Raw genomic sequence first — 20,639 nt, 5'->3', positions numbered from 1 at the left:
CGGCCACTCGGTCGGCAGCGGGCGCGGCTCGGGGAAGGGAACGACCTCAGCCGATCAGGCGGCGGCGCCAGTCCAGCGGGGTGACGGTGATGGCGTGGCCCGGGTCCTGGTTCCACTGGGTGCGGAGGCCGACTGCTGCCAGCGCCGCGACGACCTCGTGGCCGACGGCCGCGGTGGTCCGGGAGGAGCCGTCGAACCCGCCGTAGAGGAGCGTCAGCCCATGGCCGGCCACGGCGGAGTCCGTGCACTGGGCGTGGAAGTAGACGAAGCCCCGGGCGCCGGGCTCGCCCTCGCCGCCGATCTCCGCCTGGCCGCAGCTACGGCAACAGGTGAAGTTCTCGCGGGCGGTGATGCCGGCCTCCGCCAGCGCGGTGAACGCATGGGTGAGCCGCTCGGGGTCGGTCATGCCCTGCCAGCCGGCCTGCTCAGCCACGCGTGCCAGCCACAGCCGGTCGACCAGCGCCGCCGCCTGCTCGCGCGAGACCGGCCGGCGGTCGGCGGTGACCAGGTACTCCTCCGCGAGCTCGGTCAGTTCGGCCCGCGAGGCGTAGCCGCCGACGAGCACCTCGCGAACGCGCCTCTCCAGATCCCGGCGGTCGGCCTCGTCGAGGTCGAGCGGCGGGACCTCCTCGCTCGGCCCCATCTCCAGCCGGGACCACACCAGTTCGGCCTGCCAACCGGACTGCCGGCGGGCCCAGCCGGTGAGCGCCGCGATGACGGCCTCCGGGTCGTCGACCGGCGCCTGGAAGTGCCGGTCGGCAGCACCGTCGCGGTGCTCCAGCGTGTAGCCACCGCCGGTCTCGTGCCAGACCTGGGCGTAGACGTCGGGCAGATCGGGTATCCGCTGGATCACCAGGAACCGGTCACCGTCACCGCCGATCCGCCGGACCAACCCGGCCAGTTCCTCGGCGGACACGCGGACGTGCCGCTCCCAGTTCTCCGTCTGCACCACGATATCGAGCATGCGCCGACTCTGGCACACGGCTGAGACAGTGCCGCTCCACCGGGGCCCGGCTCTCGGCGGCGACGCCTGGTTCCGGCCTCCTCGGCGGTGTCCGGGATTCGCCAACCCGGTCGACAGCGGGAGATCGGGTGACGGATAGTCGCGTCATGGTCGATCCGTTCTCCCCGCCGTCACTGGCTCCCAGTTCCCTCCCGGCTGCCTACCGGTGCCGGGCGGCGACCGTGGCCGACGCACCCGCGATCCACGAGCTGGTCGCCGCCTGCGAACGCGAGCTGCCGGGCCGCTCCGAGACCGAGCCCGACCGGACGGTCGCCGATCTGACCCTGCCCGGTCTCGACCTGGCCGCCGACACCCTGCTGGTGCACGACTCGGGCCGGCAGCTGGCCGGTTGGGCCCGGGTGCACGGGGGTCGGCGCAGCACGGTCGACATCCACCCCGAGCACCGGGGGCAGGGGCTGGGTGGCGCACTGCTCGACTGGGCCGAGGCGCGGGCCCGGCAGGCGGGCAGCGAACGGCTCAGCCAGACGGTCTCGAACGGTGATCGAGCGGCGGTGGCACTGCTGCGGTCCCGGGGGTACGAGCCGTTCGTCGCCCAGTGGCTGCTGGAGATCGCGCTCACCGCCGAACCGGTGGTGCCCGCGCCGCCGTCCGGGGTCACCGTGCGGTGGTTCCGCCCCGGCGACGAGCGAGCCGCCCACCAGCTCACCGAGGACGCCTTCGACGAGTGGCAGAAGCGGCGCAAGACGTACCGGGAATGGGCCCGGCGCACCGTCGAACGGGACACCTTCGCACCGGCGCTCTCACCGGTGGCGTTCGCCGGCGACGACATGGTGGGCGCGGTGCTGTCGCTGGGCGTCCCCGGCGGTGACGAGGGCTGCGTCGAGCGGGTCGCGGTCCGCAAGGACCACCGCAACCGGGGGATAGCCCGCTTGCTGCTGAGCGAGGCGTTCCGCGCCTGCTACCGCGAGGGCCGCCGCCGCTGCACCCTGTGGACGCACTCGGAGACCGGCGCGCTGCCCTTGTACCAGCGGATGGGCATGACGGTCCGCCACGGCTGCGCGGTGTACGGCAAGGTGCTGGGAGTCGACTGACCAAGGGCTCGGAGCCGACCGGGCCGGGGCGGCCCAGCGCCGGCTGTGAACCCCGCTGACCGCGGCGGAGTTCCGGCTTCCCCGCGTGGAGCGGTCGGCGGCCACTCCATCCCGGCCGGGCACCCATCGTCCGGGGGCACGGCGGTTCAGGCTCCGGCGGCCGCCAGCAGCGTCTCCCCGGCCGCCGTGCGGGCGTACAGCACCCAGCGCCCCGCCCGGTGCGCGCTCACCAACCCGGCGGCGCGCAGGGCGGTGAGGTACTGGGAGACGGCGGCCGCGGACAGGCCGGTGCGGTGGGCGAGTTCGGTGGTGCTGGCGGGGGTGTCCAGCTCGATCAGCAGGCGGGTGCGGGAACGGCCGAGCACGGCGGCCAGCGCGGCGCCGTCCGTGGTCGGCCCGGTCTCCCACAGGGTGCCTGAGGCCCGGGCGGGGTAGGCGAGTTGCGGCGGGTCCGGCGGCGCCACCCGACTGCGCAGGCGGCCGGCGCCGAACGCGACGGGGACCAGCACCAGCCCCGGGCCGGTGCGCCGGCGGGCCATGGACTGCTTGCGGCCGCGCAGCCGCAGCCGGGTGCCGTCCCAACTCAGCGACTCGTGCAGGTCGTCGAGGACCTGTCCGGCGCCGTGCTCGGCGACCTGTCGGGACCGGTGGAAGAGGTCGGCGTCCAGCACGGCGCGGATCCGGGCCCAGTAGGGCGCCAGCGCCAGCTCCCAGTACGCCTCGATCTCGGCGCCCAGTCGGTCGAGTCGGGCCGGCGGGTCCGCGGACAGGGCGCGCAGCCGCGGTCCCAACGAGCCCTGATGGCGCGCCAGGTGGTCGAGGTCGCGGCGCACCCGGTCGGCCGGGGTGGCGGTGAGCACGGCCAACTCCTCGGCCAGCGTGGGGGTCGGTCCACTCGGGGCCGGGTTGAGGAAGTCGGGGGCGTATCCGGGATGCGCGAACAGCTCGGCCAGCCAGCCGCCGTCCAGCCCGGCGGCCGCCACCCGCGGCCTGACCTGCTCGGCCCATCGCCGGTGCACCGGATGCGCGGCGCCCGATCGCAGCAGCCGGTAGCTGGCCACCACCTCCCAGAGCGGCGAGACGGCGAACCGCAGCCGGGCCAGGTCGTCCGCCGAGAAGTCGAGTTCAGCCGGCACGCCATCACCTCGGATTCACAGATGTCCTAATCGTTTCCACCGCACCGCGGTGTGCGGTGATCATTCCGGCATGACTTCGCGAACCGCTACCCCCTCCGACAGCTGGACCCTCGGCGACCTCCAGGTCCGTCGGGTCGGCTTCGGCACCATGCGCCTGCCGCAGTGCGGCGCCGCCTTCGCGCCGGGCAGCCCGCCGCGCGACCGCGAGCAGGCGATCCAGGTGCTGCGCAAGGCCGTTGACCTCGGCATCAACCACCTGGACACCGCCGCCTTCTACTTCTCCGCGCTGCGATCCGCCAATGAGCTGATCAACCGGGCGCTGGCCCCCTACCCGGACGATCTGGTGATCGCCACCAAGGTGGGACCGGGCCGCGGGCCGGCGGGCGACTGGCTGCCGCACGCCCGCCCCGAGCAACTGCGCGGCCAGGTGGAGGAGAACCTGCGCCAACTCGGCCGCGACCACCTGGACCTGGTGAACCTGCGGGTGCTCGGCACCGATTCGGTCGCCGAACGCTTCGGTGTACTCGCCGAGTTGCGCGCGGCCGGGCTGATCCGGCAGCTGGGCCTGTCCAATGTGACGGCCGACCAGCTCGCCGAGGCCCGGACGATCGCACCGGTCGTGTGCGTGCAGAACCTGTACGGCATCGGGGACGCCACCGGCGAACGGCAGGCGCTGCTGCGCGCCTGCGGCGAACAGGGCATCGCCTACGTGCCGTTCTACTCGATCGCCGGCCCCGGGCGGGAGGCCGGGGCACGCGGCAGCGAGCCGCCGGAGGTGCTTGCGGTGGCACGGGCGCACGGGGTGACGGCGGCCCAGGTGCGGATCGCCTGGACGCTCCACCAAGGCCCGCACGTGCTGGCCATCCCGGGCACCGGTGATCCGGCGCACCTGGCCGAGAACGTCGCCGCGGGCGCCCTGCGACTGACACCGGACGAGCTGGCCCGGCTGAACGCGCTGGGCTGAACGCGCCCGGCCCGAACACGCCGGGCCCGACCCACTGGACGCGCCGGCCCCACCCGCGCACCGCGACCGGCGCCGGCTACTCCTCGGGCTCCCCCTGCTGCTGCCGACGCCACCAGGCCGCGACCACCACGGCGAGTCCCAGGCCCGACCCGAGCCCGGTCTGGTAGAGCTCGGTGGGGTGGCCGACGTCACCGAGCGGAGCGAGGTCGCCCAGCCGCAGATAGACCCAGACGCCCACGGCGGCCACCAGCAGCACGCCGCCGGCGGCCTGCACCAGCCCGCTCGCCCCCGGTTCGGGCCGCAGGGCCGGGCGCAGCGCGGCCAGCAGCAGCACCGCCATGAAGAAGCCCAGCCCTATCAGCAGGACCGCCATTGATTCCCCTCCCGGAAGGTCGCATCGCCATCGTGGCGGGTCCACCCTACCGGGCGCACACGAACCCCTGACGCCCCGCCAGGTGGGACGGCGGCGGCCGGACGGGGCCGGTCAGTCCAGCTCGACCTCGAAGTCCCAGGTGGCGAGCGGCTTGCCGGCGGCGTTCCAGCTGAGCGTGGCGTGCCCGGCGGCGAAGGTGCCGGACAGGTGCAGGGTGGCGTCGTGCCCGGGCGTGGCGGTGACCGCGCCGGCGTCGGCGGTCAGGGCGATCGGCTTGCCGAGTTCGTCGGTGGCGGCCAGGTCGGCGGGGTCCAGCGAGCGGCTGCCGTCGGTGACCTTGAGCACCACGGTGACGGTGCCCTTGGACTGCTCCGGCGGCTTGCCGCCGACCGCGGGGCCGGTGACCGCCAACTCGGGGCCGGTGGCGGTGATCTGACCCTGCTGACTGCCCAGGTCGAGGTGGACGGGGTCGCCCATGGCGACCAGCTGGGCATGTCCGGGGCCGGCGGTGACCGGCGCCTGGGAGGCGGGGGCGCTCGGGATGGGCACCGCGCCGAGGTCCGGTGACGGGCTCTGGCCGCCGCAGGAGGCCGTCAGGCCGGCGAGGACCAGTAGGAGTGCGGCCGCCCGGCCGCGGCCGGAGCCGCGCCCGTGGTGGGCGCGGCTCCGGCTGGTGGTGCTGCGACTCACTTACCGGCTCCCGGCTTCAGGCTGTCGGTCGCCGCGTTCGGCCCGGTGAAGTCGGGCTGGACGTCGGCCGACTGCTTGTTCGCCGGCACCGCGGTGGCCGAGTAGACGCCGTTGCTGCCCATCGCGGCGGGCTGCATGGCCTTGCCGCTCGGGTTGTTGTAGACGTCGGGGCCGAACGGGCGCAGGCCCGCCATGCCGGCGTAGCCGAGGTGGCCGTGGCCGTCGGTGCCGCCGTGGTCGATCTTGAACAGGTCCTCCATGCTGCGCAGCCAGGAGTAGTGGTTGTACGGCTGGTCGCTGATGGTGCCCGGCTTGATGTAGCGGGAGATCAGCAGCGAACCGGTGATGCCGCCACCGGGGGTGGTGTCCTGGCCGAAGGCCTGGTCACCGGGCTGGGTGACGTTCGGGCCGGGCAGCTCGTTGCAGCAGGCCACGACCGACTGGGCGGTGTCGGTGGGGGTGTTGAGGCTCGGGTCCGAGTTGCCCGTGTAGTCGGCGGTGGAGTTGCCGTACAGCTTGTAGGGCGGGAAGGCCTCGTCGAAGGTGATGTCGATCATGCCGCCGTCCTGGAATGCCGGCGAAGCCATGATCTGGGGGATCACCTTCTGCAGGAACAGGTCCGAGGCGTACAGGCCGCCCTGGTGGTTGTTCGGGTCCCCGGAGAGGTTGTCGCCCTTGCAGGTGGAGTCGTGGGCGTCCGAGCAGTTGTCGGGGGTGATCCAGGAGAAGGCCGGGGTGGTCCTCTCGCTCTTCAGGTCGTCGGCCAGGCTGCTGAGCGCACCGTGGCCCGACTGAGCGGGCCGGCCGTTCAGCGGGACGACGTTGGCGCAGTCGTTGGGGTGGTCGATGATCGAGTGGAACCAGGCGGTCGGGTTGTGCTTGGGCACGTACTGGTCCTGGGGGGTGGCACCGCCCGGGTCCGCCACACCGGCGCCGGACGGGTCGCCCGGAATGCCGCAGTGGTACGGGTCCTCACGGCCGTCCGTGTTGCCCATGTCCTGCATGTAGGCCTTCCAGCTGAGGTGCTTGGCATCCAGCTGGTTGAAGAGCGTGCCCACCGAGTCGGGGTAGACGCAGCCCGAGGCGGCGTGCACCTGGCCGTCGGCCGCGGGGGTGCCCGGGGCGACGTCGGTGTACTGCGGGCAGTCGTTCTGGGTGGCGGCGTCGGGCGCCTGGCCGCTGACCGCGCTGATGTAGTTGTCCAGGCTGTAGTGGCCGGTGCCGTAGTACTGGCGGAGCAGCTCGCCGTACTGCGGCAGCGTCTTCCACAGGTAGCTGTTCTGGTTGAGACCGGTGAACGAAGCCTCGTAGGACTTGTTCTCCAGCATGATGACCCACACGTGCTTGATCTTCGGCGGGTGGAAGTCGTGCGAGTTCGCCGCTGCCGGGCCGGCGGTGCTGCCGACCAGTGCGGCCGCAGCCATCGCGGCGGCCAGGCCCGCCGCGATGGACCGCGGGCGCACCCCGGTGCCGTTCCGGCGGAGCCGGCTGGTTCCCCAAATCGTCATGACACATGATGTTGGCGCGCGATCTACCCGCGTTGCACCCTGATATTCGTAAACTTGTGTGAATGTCCGGTGAAATCCGCGTCACCTGGGAGCTTCACCGACCGCCGCTGCTGACCGCCCGTCAGCCCCGGCCCGGCCAAGGGCAAGCCCGGGGCCTGGCCAAGGATAAGCCCGGTCCCATCGCGTCGGGCCGAAGCCGGCCGCACACGTCACGCTCAACGGTGACCCGGCCGACTTTCCACCCCCGGCGAACCGGTCGATGCGTACCGTTGCGAGACATGACGGACGGTGAGATCGGGAGCTGGGCATGACGGACGACGGGATGGAACTGACCCGGGACGAGACGCTGCGCGCCCTGGCGGCCCTGGAGGCCTCCTGGCGCCATGACGACCAGGCCCTGGTCGCACTCGGCGCCACCGAGGAGTACGAGCAGCCGCTGCCCGCCCTGCTCGCCGACTACGGCCACCGCACCCTGCGCGCGCTGCTGACCATCGCCTTCAGCGACGGCACCGCCACGCCCGAGGAGATGCCGGAACTCACCGAGCGGATGCGGGAGAACGCGGTCTACCGGCTGAGCGAGGTGCTCGGCGACGCGCTGGAGGTGTGGGGCGACACCGCCGACAGCAGCCCGGCGGCGGCCGGGCACATCGGCCGCACCGTGGTGTCGGCGATCGTGGCGGTCAGTCAGAGCGACACCGGGGACGACATCCTGCCGCTGCTGGCGGCACTGCGGGCGCACACCCTCCAGGACCGCACCTGACGGCCGCTCGCCGGCACACCGGGCAGGCGGGCGGGCAGCCGGGCAGCCGGGCCGACCTCCGCCCCCGCAGCTGGGCCGACTTTCCACGCGGCCGAAGCGGCGATCGGTTTTCACCCACCGCGCTCGGGAAACCACACCGTGCAATGTTTTCCTGGAAGGGGTGGCGCAGCCCATGGCAGTGGTCTTCGAAGCGGACTTCGGCTCGTCGCAGCAGTGGACGGCGGGTCGGACCAGCGCCTATCCGAACATGGGCCCCACCAACCCGGGCGACCACAAGCTCGACCGACTGAACCGCTCCTACTGCCCCGGCGGCCGGTTCACCGCGACCCGCCGCTTCTTCGGTGGCCTGTGGAGCTGCAACCTGCTGACCACCGAGGGCAGTCCGCAGGGCTTCCAGGTGCAGACCGGCGACGTGCTCAGCGCCCGCATCGTGCTCCCCGCCGACATCGGCGCCTGGCCGGCGATCTGGACCTGGCGGGACGGCGGCAACGAGATCGACGTCTTCGAGTACCACGCCGAGCATCCGGGCATCCTCGAACTCTCCAACCACGTCCACGACGCCTACCTGTACTGGGACGGCGGTTCGGCGGGTGTCGCCCCCGGCGCCCAGCTCGACCTGGCGGTCACCCTCGGCGCGACCTCCGTCGACTGGACGGTCAACGGCGCCACGGTCTTCCGGGACGGCACCGGGGTGGGGCCGCACTGGCAGGCCTACCTGATCGTCAACCTCTCGGTGTCGGACGGCACGTACCACCCGGCGCCACCACCGGGCGGCCCCCGCCAGCTGAGCTGGAGTTGCCTCAGCCTCTCGGTCGACCGGGTGCCGAGCACTCCGCAGCCTCCTGTACCTACTGGTATGTACACTGCTGAGGAGGAAGCCGACTGACCTCCAGGGGGGACTCGCCATGCCGTTCGTCCGGATCGACGCACTGCACGCCGACGCCGCGCGCCTCGACGCGCTCGGCCGCGCGGTGCACCAGGCGCTGATCGAAACCATCGGCATCCCGGCCGACGACCACTTCCAGGTGCTGACCGGCCACGACGGCTGCAGCGGCACCCTGCGGGCCGGGGACTACCCGGGCGTGCACCGCGACGAGGGCATCGTCTACGTCGCCATCACCCTGCGCGCCGGCCGCACCCCCGCCCAGAAGCGGGCCCTCTACCGCCGGATCGCCGAGCTCGCCCAGGAGTACGCGGGCACCGAGCCGCGCAACGTGTTCATCACGCTCACCGAGAACCGGTCCGTCGACTGGTCCCTGGGGCACGGCCTGGCCCAGTACGCCTGACGCACCGGAGAACGGAAACGGGCCCGGCGCCCGCCTGCGGCACCGGACCCGTTCCGACGTCCCGTCAGGTCCGTTCGGTCTCGACCACCCGGGTGACCGTCCGCTCCACGGTGCGCCGGTGGCCGCGCGGGTGGCGGGTCAGGGTGTAGCCGCCGATGCCGGCGAGCGAGGCCAGCGCGGCGCCGCCGAGGGTCCAGAACCAGCGGTCGTTCCACCCCGAGAACAGGTCGGTGTACCAGTGCGACGTGACCGCGGCCGGTACCGCGACGGTGGCACCGCCAGGCGACGGGGCGGCCGACGCACCCGGGGTGGCGGCCGCCGTCGGGGCGCCGGTGGCCCCGGGGTTGACCGGCGGCACCAGCGGCGCCTTGAGGCTGCCGCCCTCCGGCTGGGCGTCGTCCGCGCTGCCCTTGCCGCTGACGTGCACCCGCACCTGGGTGGCCAGTCCGAGGTCGTTCTGCGGCACGTCGGTGACCGACAGCCGCACGTAGTAGCTGCCGGGCAGCGGGTCGCCGGACCACGGCTCGGCCCACGAGCGGATCTGCCGCAGCGTGCAACTCAGCGCCAGGGTGCCGGTGTTCTGGTCGGCAGTGCCGCTCTGCGGACCGGCGGTGCAGGCCTGGCGGCGGCGCAGGCCGTCGAAGAGGTCCACCGTCCAGGTCTGCGGGCCGTGCCGGTCCGAGGCCTGCGGCAACGTGACGTTCACCGTGACGGTGTCGGTCTGCCCGGCCGAGGCGCCGAACGCCCAGTACATGTAGTCGCCGGTGGAGCCGGCCACCACCGCGTCCTGGCCGGGCGCGAGGGTGGTCGCGGTCAGGAACGAGGTGCCGGAGGTGGTGACCGGGGCGGCCGAGCCGGCGGAGGCCGTGGGCGACGGTGTGTCGGCTACGGCCACCGGGGCCGCGGTGGCCACGCCGGTCAGGGCGGCGCCGGCGGCCAGCAGGGCGGCCGGCAGGGTACGGGTGCTACGCATGGTCAGTTCTCCTGCCAGATCCGGATCCGCCAACGCGCGATCCAGCCCCAGAGCAGCCCGCAGACCAGCCCGGCGCCGGTCAGCACCAGCAGCATGATCCAACCGCGGCCGAGCCCGAGCGCCGGACCGTCCGGGGCGGGCGAGGCCGCCTTGACGTCCACGGTCAGCTCCAGCGGCAGTCCGGGGTCGGTCTGCACGCCCGGCTGGCCGGCGAAGGAGTTGCTGACCACCAGGCAGACCACCTGGTCGCCGGCCACGGCGCCGGTGCTGCCGGTCGCCGTGGCGGTCGGCGAGGCGCTCCGCGCCGCGGACCAGCGCAGGCCGGTGGAGGCGACGTCGGTGCGCCCGCTGCCCGCGTCCGTTCCGCGCACCAGCTCCTGGCCGCCGGCGTCGGTGGCCTGGAGCAGCACGCCGTAGTCGCGGGCCACGGCCCGGTCGGGGGTGACGCTCACCGAGGCCCGCAGCTCCTGGCCGTCCTTCACCGGGACCCGGTAGACCCGGTGCTCGCCGAACTTCTCGCGGTCGGCGTAGACGCCGGGCGAGAGCAGCGGGGCGGTGGCGCACTGGTCGGTGCCGGTGATGTTCGCCGGGGTGGCGCGGTAGCTGTTGTCGGAGTGCTGGACCGACTGCTTCAGCCGGTCGGTCAGCTGCTGCTGGCTGTGCACGTCGGTGTAGGTGCCGCCGGTGGCGTTGGCGATGCAGAGCAGCTGCTGGCGGACCTTGTCGTCATGGGCCAGGCCGAGCGTGTCGACCACCAGGTGGGTGCCCTGGGCGGCCAGTTCGCGGGCCACGTCGCACGGGTCCGGCGGGGCGCAGTCGTCCTCGCCGTCGGTGATCAGCACCACGCGGTGGGTGGCCGCGCCGGTGCCCAGGTCCTGGGCCGCGCCGCGCAGCGCCAGGCCGATCGGGGTCCAGCCGGTCGGACGCAGGGTGGCGACGGCCGTCTTGGCCTCCACCTTGTCCGTGTGGCCGATCGGGTAGAGCACCTTGGTGTCGGTGCAGCCGTCCGTCTTGTCGCTGACCGGGTAGGTGGCGCCCAGGGTGCGGATGCCGAACTCAGCCTCCGAAGGCAGGGCGTCAATGACATCGTCGATGGACTGCTGGGCGACCGATATCCGGCTGCGGCCGTCGATGTCGGCGATTCCCATGGATCCGCTGACGTCCAGGACCAGATCGACCTTGGGGGCTACGTCGCCGCCCGCTGTCTGCTCCGTGGGGCTGGGACTGGGGCTGTCGGCCTGCGCGGGCAGCACGCCCAGGGTGGCGAAGGCCATGGTCAACAGGGCCGTCAGCAGCGCGGCTGGGCGGCCCGGCAATCGTCGTCGGATGATCATCACGGCGCGCATCCTATGAACCATCAGCTGGACCGGGCCAATTGGAACCGCGGCCGCCGGTAGTGGTACGGCCGTGCACCAGTGGTGCGCATGACGACCAGTCGGAGTACCGTCGTGCCGGGGCCCCGCCGCACCCGCTTCCACCGGGTGCGGCGGGGCCGTTCGACCGGCCGGTGACGCCGCGTCAGGCGCGGGTCAGCAGGCGACCGGGACGTTCACGGCGACCGGCGCGGGGGCCCACGGGTAGGCGGAGACCGCGAGGCTCGCGTGCACCGTGGAGCCGCACGGCGCGCTGGTGTCGAGCGGGGTGAGCGCCACGGTCGAGGCGGTGAAGGGCACGCTCTGCGCGGCCGTGGCCAGGTTCGCACCACCGACCGCGTCGGCGGCCAGCTGGACGTCCAGCAGCCGGGGCTGCGGACCGCCGCCGGTGCCGGTGCCGGTCGGGTCGCTCGGTGGACCGGCCAGCGCGATCTGACCGGTGACGGAGACGGTGTCGCCGGAGACCGTGGCGCAGACCGTGGTGGCCAGCCCGGCCTGGAGGCCGCCGGCGCAGACCGGCTGCGCGTCCGCCGCCGAACGCACGGTGACCGGCTGCGCGACGGCCGCCTGCGGTGCCACGCCGAGCAGCGCGAGGCTCGCCGCGCCGGCAGCGAGCAACAGGGATCGGGACATGGGTGTCGTCCTTCCGGAGTCGAGGAAGTGAGGCGCGCCGGGCGATGAACACCGGGCGGCGCACGGCGTCGGGCACTCCAACGCCGTCGCAATGTGATATTGCACCAAAGACGCTACCTGACGCTTCATCAGAATGAAGGCCACGGAGACGAGAAGTGAAGGTTTCAGACACGCATTGGCTGGAACCCGGAGCGTGACGGTCGCCACGCTGTGACGCCAAGTGAGCTCCCGTGTCAGCTAGTTGACGTCATCTGCGGCCCTCTCCGGTCGGCAGCCCGCGGCATCGCGGCGATCGGACTCCCACCCGGTCGGTCGGCACTCGGCACTCGGCACTCCGGGCGACCGGCGGCGTCCGAGCCGATCGGCGCCGGCTCCGCCGCGGGTCGCGAACCGTTCCTAAAGACTGAGCGGAAGTGAGTCCTGTTGCCAGGACCCGTGCTCAGCCGAACGCCCCGAACGGTCTTGGGCGTTCTGGTCCACCGCGTTCCTGCCGCGTCTGGCGCGCACGGATCGTGTCCGTGGTCCGGGGATGCGGGGGCGGTTTCCCTCACTCCCTCGGTCGCCGGGTCGGGCCTGGGCGGTCCGATGCCCGTGCACATCGCTCTGGTGTGCGCGGGGCGGTGCCGTCCGTCGCCTGATCCGGTGACCGAGGGCGCGCCTGCCGATGGCCACCGAGGCGGCGGCGTGTCGGCTGGTCCTGCGGTTTGTGGTGGTGAGCGGCTTCTGCCAGTGTTCCGCGCCCCACCTGGAGGTGTAGGCGGGATCGACGGCGATGACGCCGAGCCCGGCTTCCGCGCACATGCTCAGCAGGCGCGCGCGGAGTTTGCCGGTGGGGATGCCCGAGATGAGCTGCCGAAAGCGCTTCTTGCGGCCGTGCTTCTCCCGGGTCCTGGAATCGGTGAAGTCCAGGTCTTCGACGGCGATGGCCTTGACGCCGGTGGCCTTGGCCCAGTGCAGCAGGCGGGTCAGGGCGTGACGCAGTTGCGCGTCGCGGTGGGTGGCGGTACCGGTGAGGTCGTAGTCGAAGCGGCGGGGCCCACCGACCGGGTTGCCGTGCTGGTCGAGTACCCAGGCGGCGAGGTGGTCGGCATTGGTGTCCACGCCGACCACGCCCTGTGCCCGCAGCGTCTCCAGCGGCACGACGGGAAGGTTTTTACGAGTCCAACTCGCGTCCAGGTACCAGCGGTCGCGTTGAACGTCCAGGTGGATGCGGTAGGCCACGGACCGGTTCGCTTCGATCCGATCGCGCCACTCCTCGCCCCGGTGTGGGAATCCCACCGTGGCGGCAAGGACGTACCGGCCGTGCTTCGCGTTCGCCAGGTCGGCGAGCGGAGTGGGCAGCTTGATGCTCACCTCGCCGTCGGGGGTGACGCGGATCGTCTCGTTGCCGTAGCGCTTGCCGGACTCCCCGTCAGCGGTCAGGAACCAGCGCGCGGCCTCCCACCACTCGCGCCACCGGCCCTCGCTCAGGCTGGCGGCGGCCAGGTGGTGACGGGTGTTGAGGATCTTCCGCCCGCCGCGCACCACACTCACCCGGCCCGCTTCACGCTCGGCACGGACGAGCTCGTACCGGTCCTCAAGGGCCGCCAGGCGCCGGGTCTTGACGAACCACTCGTGCCGACTGCGGTAGCCACCCGGCTCGCCCCGGCGGCCCGCCTCGCCGATCGGCAGGGACAGGCGGTGCCGGATCGTGCGGATACCCGCATCCAGGGACAGCAGGTGCGCGTGCTGCGCGCGACGGGACACGCCCCACTGGTCATGCGTGCCGGCGGTGACCGATCCGGCCCAGCGCGAGGACGACTCGGCCGTCAGCTCACGCTTGCGCGCGGCCCACGTGTCGGTGGAATGCTCCAGGCCCTCGCGGCACCGACGCGCCAGATCACCACAGGCCAGCCGACCCATATGCGCGCCCACCAGCCGCAACACCCTCTCGTCCTCGGGCGTCAGATCCTTGAGCCGATCACGGATACTCACACCCGACGGACCGCCGGCGACGAACGACCGGGCGACGGCACGCAGCGGCCTATACGGCTCAGCCATGCCCGGCGGCCTCCAACGCCTTGCGGGCACGGTTCTTCGCCGACCGGCGCCCATACAGCCGCGCGCAGAACGAGGTGAGGACATCTACCATGTCCTGTACCAGGTCATCCTCGGCCTCGCCCTCGTCCAGGACGACCAGACGACGGCCCATCGCGGACAGCGCGGCCTCGATCAGCTCCACGTTCATCCGGCCCAGCCGGTCCCTGTGCTCGACCACGACCGTGGTCACGTCCGGATCGGCCAGAAGCCGCTTCGCCTTGGACCTGGCGCCGTTCATGCCCGACCCGATCTCGGACTCCGCGCGCACGACACGATGACCGGCAGTGGCCGCCCAAGCGACCAGACGCGCCAACTGCCGTTCCAGATCGGCCTTCTGGTCATGCGAGGAGACGCGGGCATACAGGCCCAGACCGCCCACCACCTCCGGTGCGGCATTCGCCTCGATGTTCACCAGAATCGTGCGCGGACCGACCCGCTGAGCTGGTACCGGCAACGTCCCCTCGCGGAACCAGCGATACGCGGTCTGCGGATGCACGCCCTGCGTCTTCGCCCACTCCGTGAGGTTCACGCTCTGACAACGACACTCACTCACACATGGTTACGCTGCCTTTCCCGACTTCGACCCGGGTTCGACGTAATTCGAAGCCTCTGGAGCAACGGCATGCCCGCTGGCCTGCGGCTTCACCTTCTCGGCTGCCGCAGGTCGTTTCTCTAGGCGCTCGCGTTTCCGCAGGTGGCGAGGCTCTCCGGTGCGGTCTTCGAGGACCCGGCCGAAGGCCGTCTCGCAGCCGCCGCATGATCGACGATAGAGCGTCGATCACGGACCTCGCCCCGCGATCGCCAACTTGCCCCGGTTCAGAGGGGTTTGTCTCTACCGTTCTTCGGCCCATTGTTGGCCCATTGGCTCGATCGGCCAGGCCGCTGACCTGCCCGTTTCCCTATGCCTAGAGAAACGGGCGATTCGGGCCGCAAGCGGAGAGTCTGCAGGCCAGCGGGCACTTCACGCCTCCAGGAGAGGCGAATTATGTCGAACGCGGGTTCGAAGGCCAGCAGCTGAAGACCCCTCCCGCGACCACTTTCCGGCCGGCGGGACGGGCCCGTACTCCGGCGACCGCTGCCGGGTACCGTCGGTGACCTCCGCGACGAAGGTCGCGGACGGCTCGGGCAACGCAATGTCGTGGCCCGCCTCGAAGGCCGGCACCGCCGCCCAACCCAGGGCCGACTTCTTACCACCTGCTCCCGTCGGCCGCGGCACCGCACGGCGCACCAAATCGGGCAAGACGGACCTACCGGTCATACGATCGCGTGTACGGCTGCCTTGATCAGCCGTCCGTCCCGCCCGTATGACGACGCCGCTGGCGGCGCCGTTTGGCCGGCCCGCGAAGGAGCGCCTTCGATGCACGACTATCCGCTGCTCAACGTGTTCTGGACGATGCTGGAGTTCTTCCTCTGGATCCTCTGGTTCTTCCTGCTCTTCAAGGTGATCACGGACATCTTCCGCAGCCACGACCTGAGCGGTTGGGGGAAGGCGGGCTGGCTCTTCTTCGTGATCGTGCTGCCGTTCCTGGGCATCCTGATCTACCTGGTCGTCCGCGGGCACGGCATGGGCCGGCGCGACGCGGAGCAGGCCAAGCAGTCCGAGGCGGCCTTCCGGGCCTACATCCGCGACGCGGCCGCCGGCGAACCGGGCGACGCCGCCACCGGCGGGGCGGGCGGCGGCGCCCCGAGCCACGTCGACGAACTGGCCAAGCTGGCCGATCTGAAGAACCGCGGTGCCATCAGCGAGGAGGAGTACCAGCGGGCCAAGGACAAGCTGCTCGGCTGAGCCGCCCGGCGAACTCCCGCCGCGACGCCCCCGATCACGGCCAGTCGGCCGAAAAGCGCTGCTCCGCCCGGCCTCCGGATGTGCCAGAGTACCGCCCGGCACACGAGATCCGACCGGAAAGGGCACGAATGGGCCGCAGGCAGCGCGACTTGGACATGTCCGGCGGCCCGGTGGCCGAGTTCGCCGCATTGCTGCGAGCCGCCCGCGAAGCCGCCGGGAACCCCACGTTCGCCACCATGAGTCGGCGGGCCCACCGCTCCATATCGGCGCTCTCGGAGGCGGCCGGCGGCGTGGAGTTGCCGACCTGGCCGACGGTCGAGGCCTTCGTGCACGCCTGCGGCCACACCGAGACGGCGCCGTGGCGGGAGCGCTGGGAGGCGGCCCAGGCAGCCCAGGCGGCCGTCGCACGGGCGGCCGCCTCGGACCCGGCGCCCCCGACTCCCGGTTCGGCTCCCGCCGGCCCCGCACCCGAAGGTCCCGCCGCCGAGCCGCCGGAGCCCGCCGCCGAGCCGCTCGAACCGCCCGCGCCACCGCCCGGGCCGCGTCGATGGATGGCGAGCCCGCGGGTGCGGACGCTGGCGGCCCTGGTCGTCGGGCTGGCCGTCGGCATCCCGGTGGGCGCCGCGCTGCCGGGGCACCCCACCCAGGGCGCGGCGGCCGCGACCGCCTCCCGGCCGACGCTGATGCCCTCCGTCGTGGTCGTCCCCGCCCCCTCGCCGCCGCCGTGGCCCGCCCGGGGTTCCGGCTGCCAGGCGCGGACCCACTGGGTCTACCAGTACGCCCAGGCCTACGCCGGGCAGGTCTACGCCCAACTCGCCAGCCCCACCGGGCAGACCGTCGAGGTGCCGACCACCATCACCTGGGGCGAGTGGGTCTGGCGGCACCCGGTGACCGTCAACCCGGGCGACCCGGCCCAGGCCGTCGGCGGCACCGTCCTGCTCTTCGCCAAGCTCGACACCAGTGCGCGCAACCCGCTGGTGGTGATCGACACACCCACCCCGACCTGTGTCAGTTTCGGCACCGCGAGCGGCACCTCCGTGGCACCGCTGGCGACCGTCGACGCCAATCAGGGCTGGGCGAGCAGCAGCCCCTGATCCCGAGGACGCGCAGGGGCCGACGACGGGGATTTTCCACGATTGTTTGTCCGTGCCCGGCTGCTGTTGGCTGCCGCACCGCGCCCGCCCCAGTGTGGTTGCCGAGCCGATCGGCCGTGAACCCACGGCCATGACGGCAGGTCATGCCCGGTCCGTCCCGGATCGGCACGAGAGAAGTGGGGACCCATGAAGTTCGCGGGAATTTGGCTGGGGCGCATGGTCGCGGTGCTGGCCATGGTGGCCGGCGGCCTGGTCTGGTTCGGCGCCACCGCGCAGGCGGCCACCGTGTGCGGCAGCCAGCCGGTGCCGCCGGGCTACGTGATCACCTCGGAGACGCTCACCAACACCTGTACCGGCGGCTACCTCACCGAGACCATCCAGCTTCCGTACAACGGCATCCAGATCTGCGACAACTCGCCGATCCCCGGCGGCTACGTGCTCACCGCCAACTACACCACCAACAACTGCGGCAGCTACCAGGGCGGCACCCTCAACACCCCGTACAGCGGCATCACCGTCTGCGGCAACGGCAACGGGGCGATCCCGGGCAACTACGTGATCACCTCGGAAGGCCCCTCCGGACCCTGCGGCCAGTACTACAGCGAAGTGATCAGGACCGTGTCCAACGGCATCCAGATCTGCGGCAACTCGCCGATCCCGTCGAACTACGTGATCACTGCCAACTACACGCTCGGGGCCTGCGGCATCTACCAGGCCGCGAACCTCACCGCCGCCTACAACGGCATGCAATTCTGCGGCAACTCGCCGATCCCGGGCAACTACGTGATCACGGGCAACTCCACCCTCAGCAGCTGCGGCCAGTACCTGGGCGGGACGCTGAGCATCGTCTACAACGGCATCACCGCCTGCGCGGACTCCCCGATCCCGTCGGGCTACTGGGTCTCGGCCGGCTACTTCCAGACGGCGGCCTGCGGCATGTACCAAGCCGAGAAGCTGAGCAACAGCTGATCCAGGCCGAGCGCGCCCGGTGCGGCGCCGGGGCACGGTGGTGCGTGCCCCGGCGCCGCATCGGCGTCTCGACCGGTCGCCGGGCGGTCGCGGCTTCCTCAGGAGCTCTGCCAGGCCACCGAGAAGTCGGTGCCGCCGGAGAGGTCCGAGGTGGTGGCCTTGACCACGCCGTTGGCGGCCATGTCGATCTTCGACGGGTTGGCGGCTTGCACCGGACCGCCGTTGACGCTGGCTCCGGTGAACCGGACGGTGCCGAAGTCGGTCAGCGCCAGCACCCCGGAGTAGCTGCTCGGCGCCTCGGCGATCACCTCGGCGGAGGCCAGCCGGGCTCCGGGGAGCTGCTGGGTGACGGTCTCCTGCCAGCGCTGGGTGGAGTCGTTGATGGTGAGGGTGAAGCCGCCCGCGCCGTCGGCGACGACGCTCGCGGTGATCTGGTCGCCGGGCACCACCGGGTCGAAGAACTCCACGGGGTAGGCCGGGTACATCTCGTACCACGCGTAGTACACCGGCGAGCCGCCCGAGCAGTCCGCGGAGGTGCCGGTCTGCTCGACGGTGTCACTGCCGTCGCCGTCCAGGCCGACCCAGAAGGACGAGTAGGTGTTCCGAGTGGTGCAGCCGGCGGTCGGCGCGGTCCAGCTCGCACTCACGTTCCGGTACGGGCCGGTGTTGCTCTGCGGGTTGGCGGCCCACCCGGCCCAGTTGGCGCTGTAGTCCTGGTTGGCCGGCGCCTCGCCGTGCGGTCCGACCGGGTGGACGGGTCCCGTGCCCGGGATCATCGGCCCGGCCCGGTGCCGGCGGGCAGCGAGGTGGTGGACGAGCGGCGGGTGGCCGGGGAACGCCGCGCGCCGCTGGGCGGCCGGGCCGGCCACCGCGGCCGGGAGGGCCGAGGTGGCCGGGTGGGTCGGAGCCGCGAGTGCGGGGGCCGCGGTGCCGAGGGCCGCCAGCAGGGAGACCGAGGTGGTGAGCGCCAGACGACGTGGTGCGGGCATGCTTGCTCCCTCAAGGGGGTGGGGATGGTGCTCTGGCTCCACCACTGACGCAGCAGCAGAGCTAGCACCAGGCAAGCCGGTTGCCCGACGGGCGACAAGTCAGCGAGGGCTGCCCGGATGACAACGTGTCACCAAACGTCATCGGTACCCGCACGGTGTGGTATACGGGCCGGTCGGCGCGCCCGCCGTCAGAACGGACTCGGCCGCACCTCGAAGGAGGTCAGCCCCTCGGGCGTCTCCTCGTGCTGGCTGACGTGCTCCACCACCGCGCCGTCCGGGCCGTGGTGGCTCCAGCGGAGCAGCTGGGCGACGCCGGCCGGCGGCCCCTCGAAGACGGCCTCGACACTGCCGTCCGGCAGGTTGCGCACCCAGCCGTTCACACCGTTCTCCTCGGCCAGCATGCGGCAGCTGTCGCGGAAGAACACTCCCTGCACCTCGCCGGTGACGATCACTCGATTGCGGATCACGGGTACCTCATCGGGTCGTAAGGACGGGGACGGGCGCGACGGTGCGGCCCTGGCGGGCGGCGACCGCCGCAAAGGCGGTGGCGTCGAGAACGGCGGCTCCGCCGAGATCGTTGTTGAAGTAGGCGTGGACGTCGGCGGTGTCCGGCCAGGTCTCGGCGACCCGCGCCGCCCAGTGGCCGAGCGCTTGCCCACCGTACCGGGGGAACGGGTGCGCCAGCCCGGCATGGAAGCGCAGATAGCCCCAGTCGGCGGTGCGCCACAGCGGGGTGACCGGGCGGGACCGGCGGTCGGCCCAGCAGAGCGCCGCGTTGTGCCCGGCCAGCACGGAGCGCACCGCGGGCGTCCACCACGACGCGTGGCGCGGCTCGACGGACACCCGCAGCCGCGGCGGGAAGCACCCCAGGCAGGCGTCGAGCAGCCCGGCGTCGGCCCGCAGGGTGGGCGGCAGCTGGAGCAGGACCGGGCCGAGCCGGTCGCCCAGGCCGGCCACGGCGGTGCAGAGCCGCTGGACGGGCTCGGCGGGATCGCGCAGCCGCTTGACGTGCGTGAGGTAGCGGCTCGCCTTGACCGCCATCCGGAAGCCGGGCGGCGTCCGGTCGCGCCAGGCGGCGAACGTGTCGGGTGACGGCAGCCGGTAGAAGGCGGCGTTGTTCTCGACGGTGGCGAACCGGTCCGCGTACCGCGCGAGCCACTGCCGGCGCGGTGTCCCCGGTTCGTAGAGGACGCCGCGCCAGTCGTCGTACTGCCAGCCCGAGGTGCCGACGAACAGGACCATCGCTTCGAACGCTCTCGCTGTACGGTGCCCGGGCTGCACCGGTCGCTCACGACCGCCGCGGCCCCTCTCCCCGATCGTAGGCCGCCGCGGCGCTCGTTTCGCGCTGCGTGCGACCGCGCGGGGGTCCCGGAGGCGCCGGCGGAGCCCGGTCCGGACCGAGGCCGAAAACCGGGTGCACCCGCCCGCCGCCGGTTGGCAGGATGACGGCGGCCCGCTCCGACCTCGGGGCCGGCCTCCTCCCCGCGGGGCAACCGCTCCGCCCTTCGGGTCCCTGCCCTACGCCCTCCGGAAGGACTTCCCGTGCCGCGCGCCGTCTCCCTGATCCGCTCCGCCTCGCTGTCCGATGTCGCCGAGTACGCCTATGCGGCCACCGCGCCGGCCGGGGCGCGGCTGATCTTCCTCGCCGGGGCCTGCCCGTTGGACGCGGACGGGGCGACCGTCGCGGTCGGTGACTACGCCGGCCAGGCCGCGCAGGCCGTGGCCAACCTGCGGACCGCGCTGGGTGATGCCGGTGCGGCGCTGGAGGACGTGATCAGCACCCGGGTGCTGGTGGCCTCCAGCCGGCAGCAGGATCTGGTGACCGCCTGGCAGGTGGTGCGTGACGCCTTCGGCGACCACGACGTGCCGAGCACCCTGATGGGCGTCACGGTGCTCGGCTATAGCGACCAGTTGGTGGAGATCGAGGCGGTGGCGGCGGTACTGGACTCCTGACCTGCTCCAAGGAGGCCG

Annotated in this window: 22 protein-coding genes; 9 read left to right on the top strand and 13 right to left on the bottom strand. The window is 72.5% G+C overall.

The genetic code is table 11. From position 1 onward, the window contains the following. Positions 1-46: 46 nt before the first annotated feature. Positions 47-964, bottom strand: a complete 918-nt coding sequence (locus tag LN042_RS03740; protein ID WP_230048330.1) for a DUF6891 domain-containing protein — start codon at positions 962-964, stop codon at positions 47-49. Between the two features lie 146 nt (positions 965-1,110). On the opposite strand from LN042_RS03740, the gene LN042_RS03735 reads away from it, so the two are divergent. Then, positions 1,111-2,055 (top strand): GNAT family N-acetyltransferase, encoded by a 945-nt coding sequence (locus tag LN042_RS03735; protein WP_230048328.1) that lies wholly within the window; start codon positions 1,111-1,113, stop codon positions 2,053-2,055. 146 nt (positions 2,056-2,201) lie between these two features. Here the strand turns inward: LN042_RS03735 and LN042_RS03730 are convergent, their stop codons facing one another. Then, positions 2,202-3,191 carry an ArsR/SmtB family transcription factor gene (locus LN042_RS03730; RefSeq protein WP_230048326.1) on the bottom strand — a complete coding sequence of 330 codons (990 nt, stop codon included), beginning with the start codon at positions 3,189-3,191 and terminating at the stop codon, positions 2,202-2,204. A gap of 70 nt (positions 3,192-3,261) precedes the next feature. Here LN042_RS03730 and LN042_RS03725 point away from each other — a divergent pair, with 70 nt between their 5' ends. Continuing rightward, positions 3,262-4,155, top strand: a complete 894-nt coding sequence (locus LN042_RS03725) for an aldo/keto reductase (RefSeq protein ID WP_230048324.1) — start codon at positions 3,262-3,264, stop codon at positions 4,153-4,155. Between the two features lie 76 nt (positions 4,156-4,231). On the opposite strand, the gene LN042_RS03720 is transcribed toward LN042_RS03725, so the two are convergent. The 3 genes from LN042_RS03720 to LN042_RS03710 all read right to left on the bottom strand — a co-directional run bounded on the left by LN042_RS03720 (position 4,232) and on the right by LN042_RS03710 (position 6,726). Continuing rightward, complete coding sequence (locus LN042_RS03720) at positions 4,232-4,528, bottom strand: hypothetical protein (RefSeq protein ID WP_230048322.1); 297 nt, start codon at positions 4,526-4,528, stop codon at positions 4,232-4,234. Between the two features lie 111 nt (positions 4,529-4,639). Beyond that, positions 4,640-5,218, bottom strand: a complete 579-nt coding sequence (locus LN042_RS03715; RefSeq protein WP_230048321.1) for a hypothetical protein — start codon at positions 5,216-5,218, stop codon at positions 4,640-4,642. Then, positions 5,215-6,726, bottom strand: coding sequence for an alkaline phosphatase family protein (locus tag LN042_RS03710; protein WP_230048319.1), 1,512 nt, complete (start codon positions 6,724-6,726; stop codon positions 5,215-5,217). The genes LN042_RS03715 and LN042_RS03710 overlap by 4 nt, the downstream gene beginning before the upstream one ends. Before the next feature lie 307 nt (positions 6,727-7,033). On the opposite strand from LN042_RS03710, the gene LN042_RS03705 reads away from it, so the two are divergent. From LN042_RS03705 to LN042_RS03695, 3 genes are all read left to right on the top strand, one after another. Continuing rightward, positions 7,034-7,486 (top strand): hypothetical protein, encoded by a 453-nt coding sequence (locus LN042_RS03705; RefSeq protein WP_230048318.1) that lies wholly within the window; start codon positions 7,034-7,036, stop codon positions 7,484-7,486. A 172-nt stretch (positions 7,487-7,658) separates the two neighbouring features. Beyond that, a complete protein-coding gene (locus LN042_RS03700) occupies positions 7,659-8,372 on the top strand; it encodes a LamG domain-containing protein (protein WP_230048316.1) in 714 nt (237 codons plus the stop codon). Between the two features lie 19 nt (positions 8,373-8,391). Then, entirely contained in the window at positions 8,392-8,772 is a 381-nt protein-coding gene (locus LN042_RS03695; protein ID WP_230048314.1) for a tautomerase family protein, read from the top strand. Positions 8,773-8,836: 64 nt separating this feature from the next. Here LN042_RS03695 and LN042_RS03690 read toward each other — a convergent pair whose 3' ends face one another. From LN042_RS03690 to LN042_RS03670, 5 genes are all read right to left on the bottom strand, one after another. Beyond that, on the bottom strand, positions 8,837-9,745 hold the full coding sequence (locus tag LN042_RS03690; RefSeq protein ID WP_230048313.1) for a peptidase: 909 nt from the start codon (positions 9,743-9,745) through the stop codon (positions 8,837-8,839). 2 nt (positions 9,746-9,747) lie between these two features. Further along, positions 9,748-11,079 (bottom strand): VWA domain-containing protein, encoded by a 1,332-nt coding sequence (locus LN042_RS03685; RefSeq protein ID WP_230048483.1) that lies wholly within the window; start codon positions 11,077-11,079, stop codon positions 9,748-9,750. 195 nt (positions 11,080-11,274) lie between these two features. Further along, positions 11,275-11,751, bottom strand: coding sequence for a hypothetical protein (locus tag LN042_RS03680; RefSeq protein WP_230048311.1), 477 nt, complete (start codon positions 11,749-11,751; stop codon positions 11,275-11,277). Positions 11,752-12,147: 396 nt separating this feature from the next. After that, positions 12,148-13,791, bottom strand: coding sequence for a transposase (locus LN042_RS03675; RefSeq protein WP_230048481.1), 1,644 nt, complete (start codon positions 13,789-13,791; stop codon positions 12,148-12,150). After that, positions 13,784-14,359: an IS607 family transposase gene (locus tag LN042_RS03670; RefSeq protein ID WP_230048309.1), complete on the bottom strand. Its 576-nt coding sequence runs from the start codon at positions 14,357-14,359 to the stop codon at positions 13,784-13,786. The genes LN042_RS03675 and LN042_RS03670 overlap by 8 nt, the downstream gene beginning before the upstream one ends. An 828-nt stretch (positions 14,360-15,187) precedes the next feature. Here LN042_RS03670 and LN042_RS03665 point away from each other — a divergent pair. From LN042_RS03665 to LN042_RS03655, 3 genes are all read left to right on the top strand, one after another. Next, positions 15,188-15,616 carry an SHOCT domain-containing protein gene (locus LN042_RS03665; RefSeq protein ID WP_230048307.1) on the top strand — a complete coding sequence of 143 codons (429 nt, stop codon included), beginning with the start codon at positions 15,188-15,190 and terminating at the stop codon, positions 15,614-15,616. 128 nt (positions 15,617-15,744) lie between these two features. Next, positions 15,745-16,710, top strand: a complete 966-nt coding sequence (locus LN042_RS03660) for a helix-turn-helix domain-containing protein (RefSeq protein WP_230048306.1) — start codon at positions 15,745-15,747, stop codon at positions 16,708-16,710. Between the two features lie 186 nt (positions 16,711-16,896). Beyond that, on the top strand, positions 16,897-17,679 hold the full coding sequence (locus LN042_RS03655; protein ID WP_230048304.1) for a hypothetical protein: 783 nt from the start codon (positions 16,897-16,899) through the stop codon (positions 17,677-17,679). 98 nt (positions 17,680-17,777) lie between these two features. On the opposite strand, the gene LN042_RS03650 is transcribed toward LN042_RS03655, so the two are convergent. The 3 genes from LN042_RS03650 to LN042_RS03640 form a co-directional block, all read right to left on the bottom strand. Next, on the bottom strand, positions 17,778-18,668 hold the full coding sequence (locus tag LN042_RS03650; RefSeq protein ID WP_230048302.1) for a G1 family glutamic endopeptidase: 891 nt from the start codon (positions 18,666-18,668) through the stop codon (positions 17,778-17,780). Positions 18,669-18,856: 188 nt separating this feature from the next. Next, positions 18,857-19,135 (bottom strand): acylphosphatase, encoded by a 279-nt coding sequence (locus LN042_RS03645; RefSeq protein WP_230048301.1) that lies wholly within the window; start codon positions 19,133-19,135, stop codon positions 18,857-18,859. Between the two features lie 7 nt (positions 19,136-19,142). Then, positions 19,143-19,910, bottom strand: coding sequence for a DUF72 domain-containing protein (locus LN042_RS03640; protein ID WP_230048299.1), 768 nt, complete (start codon positions 19,908-19,910; stop codon positions 19,143-19,145). 300 nt (positions 19,911-20,210) lie between these two features. On the opposite strand from LN042_RS03640, the gene LN042_RS03635 reads away from it, so the two are divergent. After that, the gene (locus LN042_RS03635) at positions 20,211-20,621 is read left to right on the top strand and encodes a RidA family protein (protein ID WP_230048297.1); all 411 of its coding nucleotides are present in this window, start codon (positions 20,211-20,213) and stop codon (positions 20,619-20,621) included. Positions 20,622-20,639: the final 18 nt, after the last annotated feature.

This window comes from Kitasatospora humi (assembly GCF_020907985.1).
In the GTDB taxonomy this organism is placed as follows: Bacteria; Actinomycetota; Actinomycetes; order Streptomycetales; family Streptomycetaceae; genus Kitasatospora; species Kitasatospora humi.
The sequence above is the reverse complement of the archived record's forward strand: the minus strand, read 5'-3'. Positions and strand labels throughout refer to the sequence as shown.

Coding starts and splice junctions, on each gene's coding strand:
- LN042_RS03665 (WP_230048307.1), top strand. CDS start 15,188: ATGCACGACTATCCGCTGCTCAACGTGTTCTGGACGATGCTGGAGTTC.
- LN042_RS03740 (WP_230048330.1), bottom strand. CDS start 964: ATGCTCGATATCGTGGTGCAGACGGAGAACTGGGAGCGGCACGTCCGC.
- LN042_RS03705 (WP_230048318.1), top strand. CDS start 7,034: ATGACGGACGACGGGATGGAACTGACCCGGGACGAGACGCTGCGCGCC.
- LN042_RS03675 (WP_230048481.1), bottom strand. CDS start 13,791: ATGGCTGAGCCGTATAGGCCGCTGCGTGCCGTCGCCCGGTCGTTCGTC.
- LN042_RS03660 (WP_230048306.1), top strand. CDS start 15,745: ATGGGCCGCAGGCAGCGCGACTTGGACATGTCCGGCGGCCCGGTGGCC.
- LN042_RS03735 (WP_230048328.1), top strand. CDS start 1,111: ATGGTCGATCCGTTCTCCCCGCCGTCACTGGCTCCCAGTTCCCTCCCG.
- LN042_RS03690 (WP_230048313.1), bottom strand. CDS start 9,745: ATGCGTAGCACCCGTACCCTGCCGGCCGCCCTGCTGGCCGCCGGCGCC.
- LN042_RS03680 (WP_230048311.1), bottom strand. CDS start 11,751: ATGTCCCGATCCCTGTTGCTCGCTGCCGGCGCGGCGAGCCTCGCGCTG.
- LN042_RS03700 (WP_230048316.1), top strand. CDS start 7,659: ATGGCAGTGGTCTTCGAAGCGGACTTCGGCTCGTCGCAGCAGTGGACG.
- LN042_RS03720 (WP_230048322.1), bottom strand. CDS start 4,528: ATGGCGGTCCTGCTGATAGGGCTGGGCTTCTTCATGGCGGTGCTGCTG.
- LN042_RS03640 (WP_230048299.1), bottom strand. CDS start 19,910: ATGGTCCTGTTCGTCGGCACCTCGGGCTGGCAGTACGACGACTGGCGC.
- LN042_RS03725 (WP_230048324.1), top strand. CDS start 3,262: ATGACTTCGCGAACCGCTACCCCCTCCGACAGCTGGACCCTCGGCGAC.
- LN042_RS03655 (WP_230048304.1), top strand. CDS start 16,897: ATGAAGTTCGCGGGAATTTGGCTGGGGCGCATGGTCGCGGTGCTGGCC.
- LN042_RS03695 (WP_230048314.1), top strand. CDS start 8,392: ATGCCGTTCGTCCGGATCGACGCACTGCACGCCGACGCCGCGCGCCTC.
- LN042_RS03650 (WP_230048302.1), bottom strand. CDS start 18,668: ATGCCCGCACCACGTCGTCTGGCGCTCACCACCTCGGTCTCCCTGCTG.
- LN042_RS03710 (WP_230048319.1), bottom strand. CDS start 6,726: ATGACGATTTGGGGAACCAGCCGGCTCCGCCGGAACGGCACCGGGGTG.
- LN042_RS03685 (WP_230048483.1), bottom strand. CDS start 11,079: ATGATCATCCGACGACGATTGCCGGGCCGCCCAGCCGCGCTGCTGACG.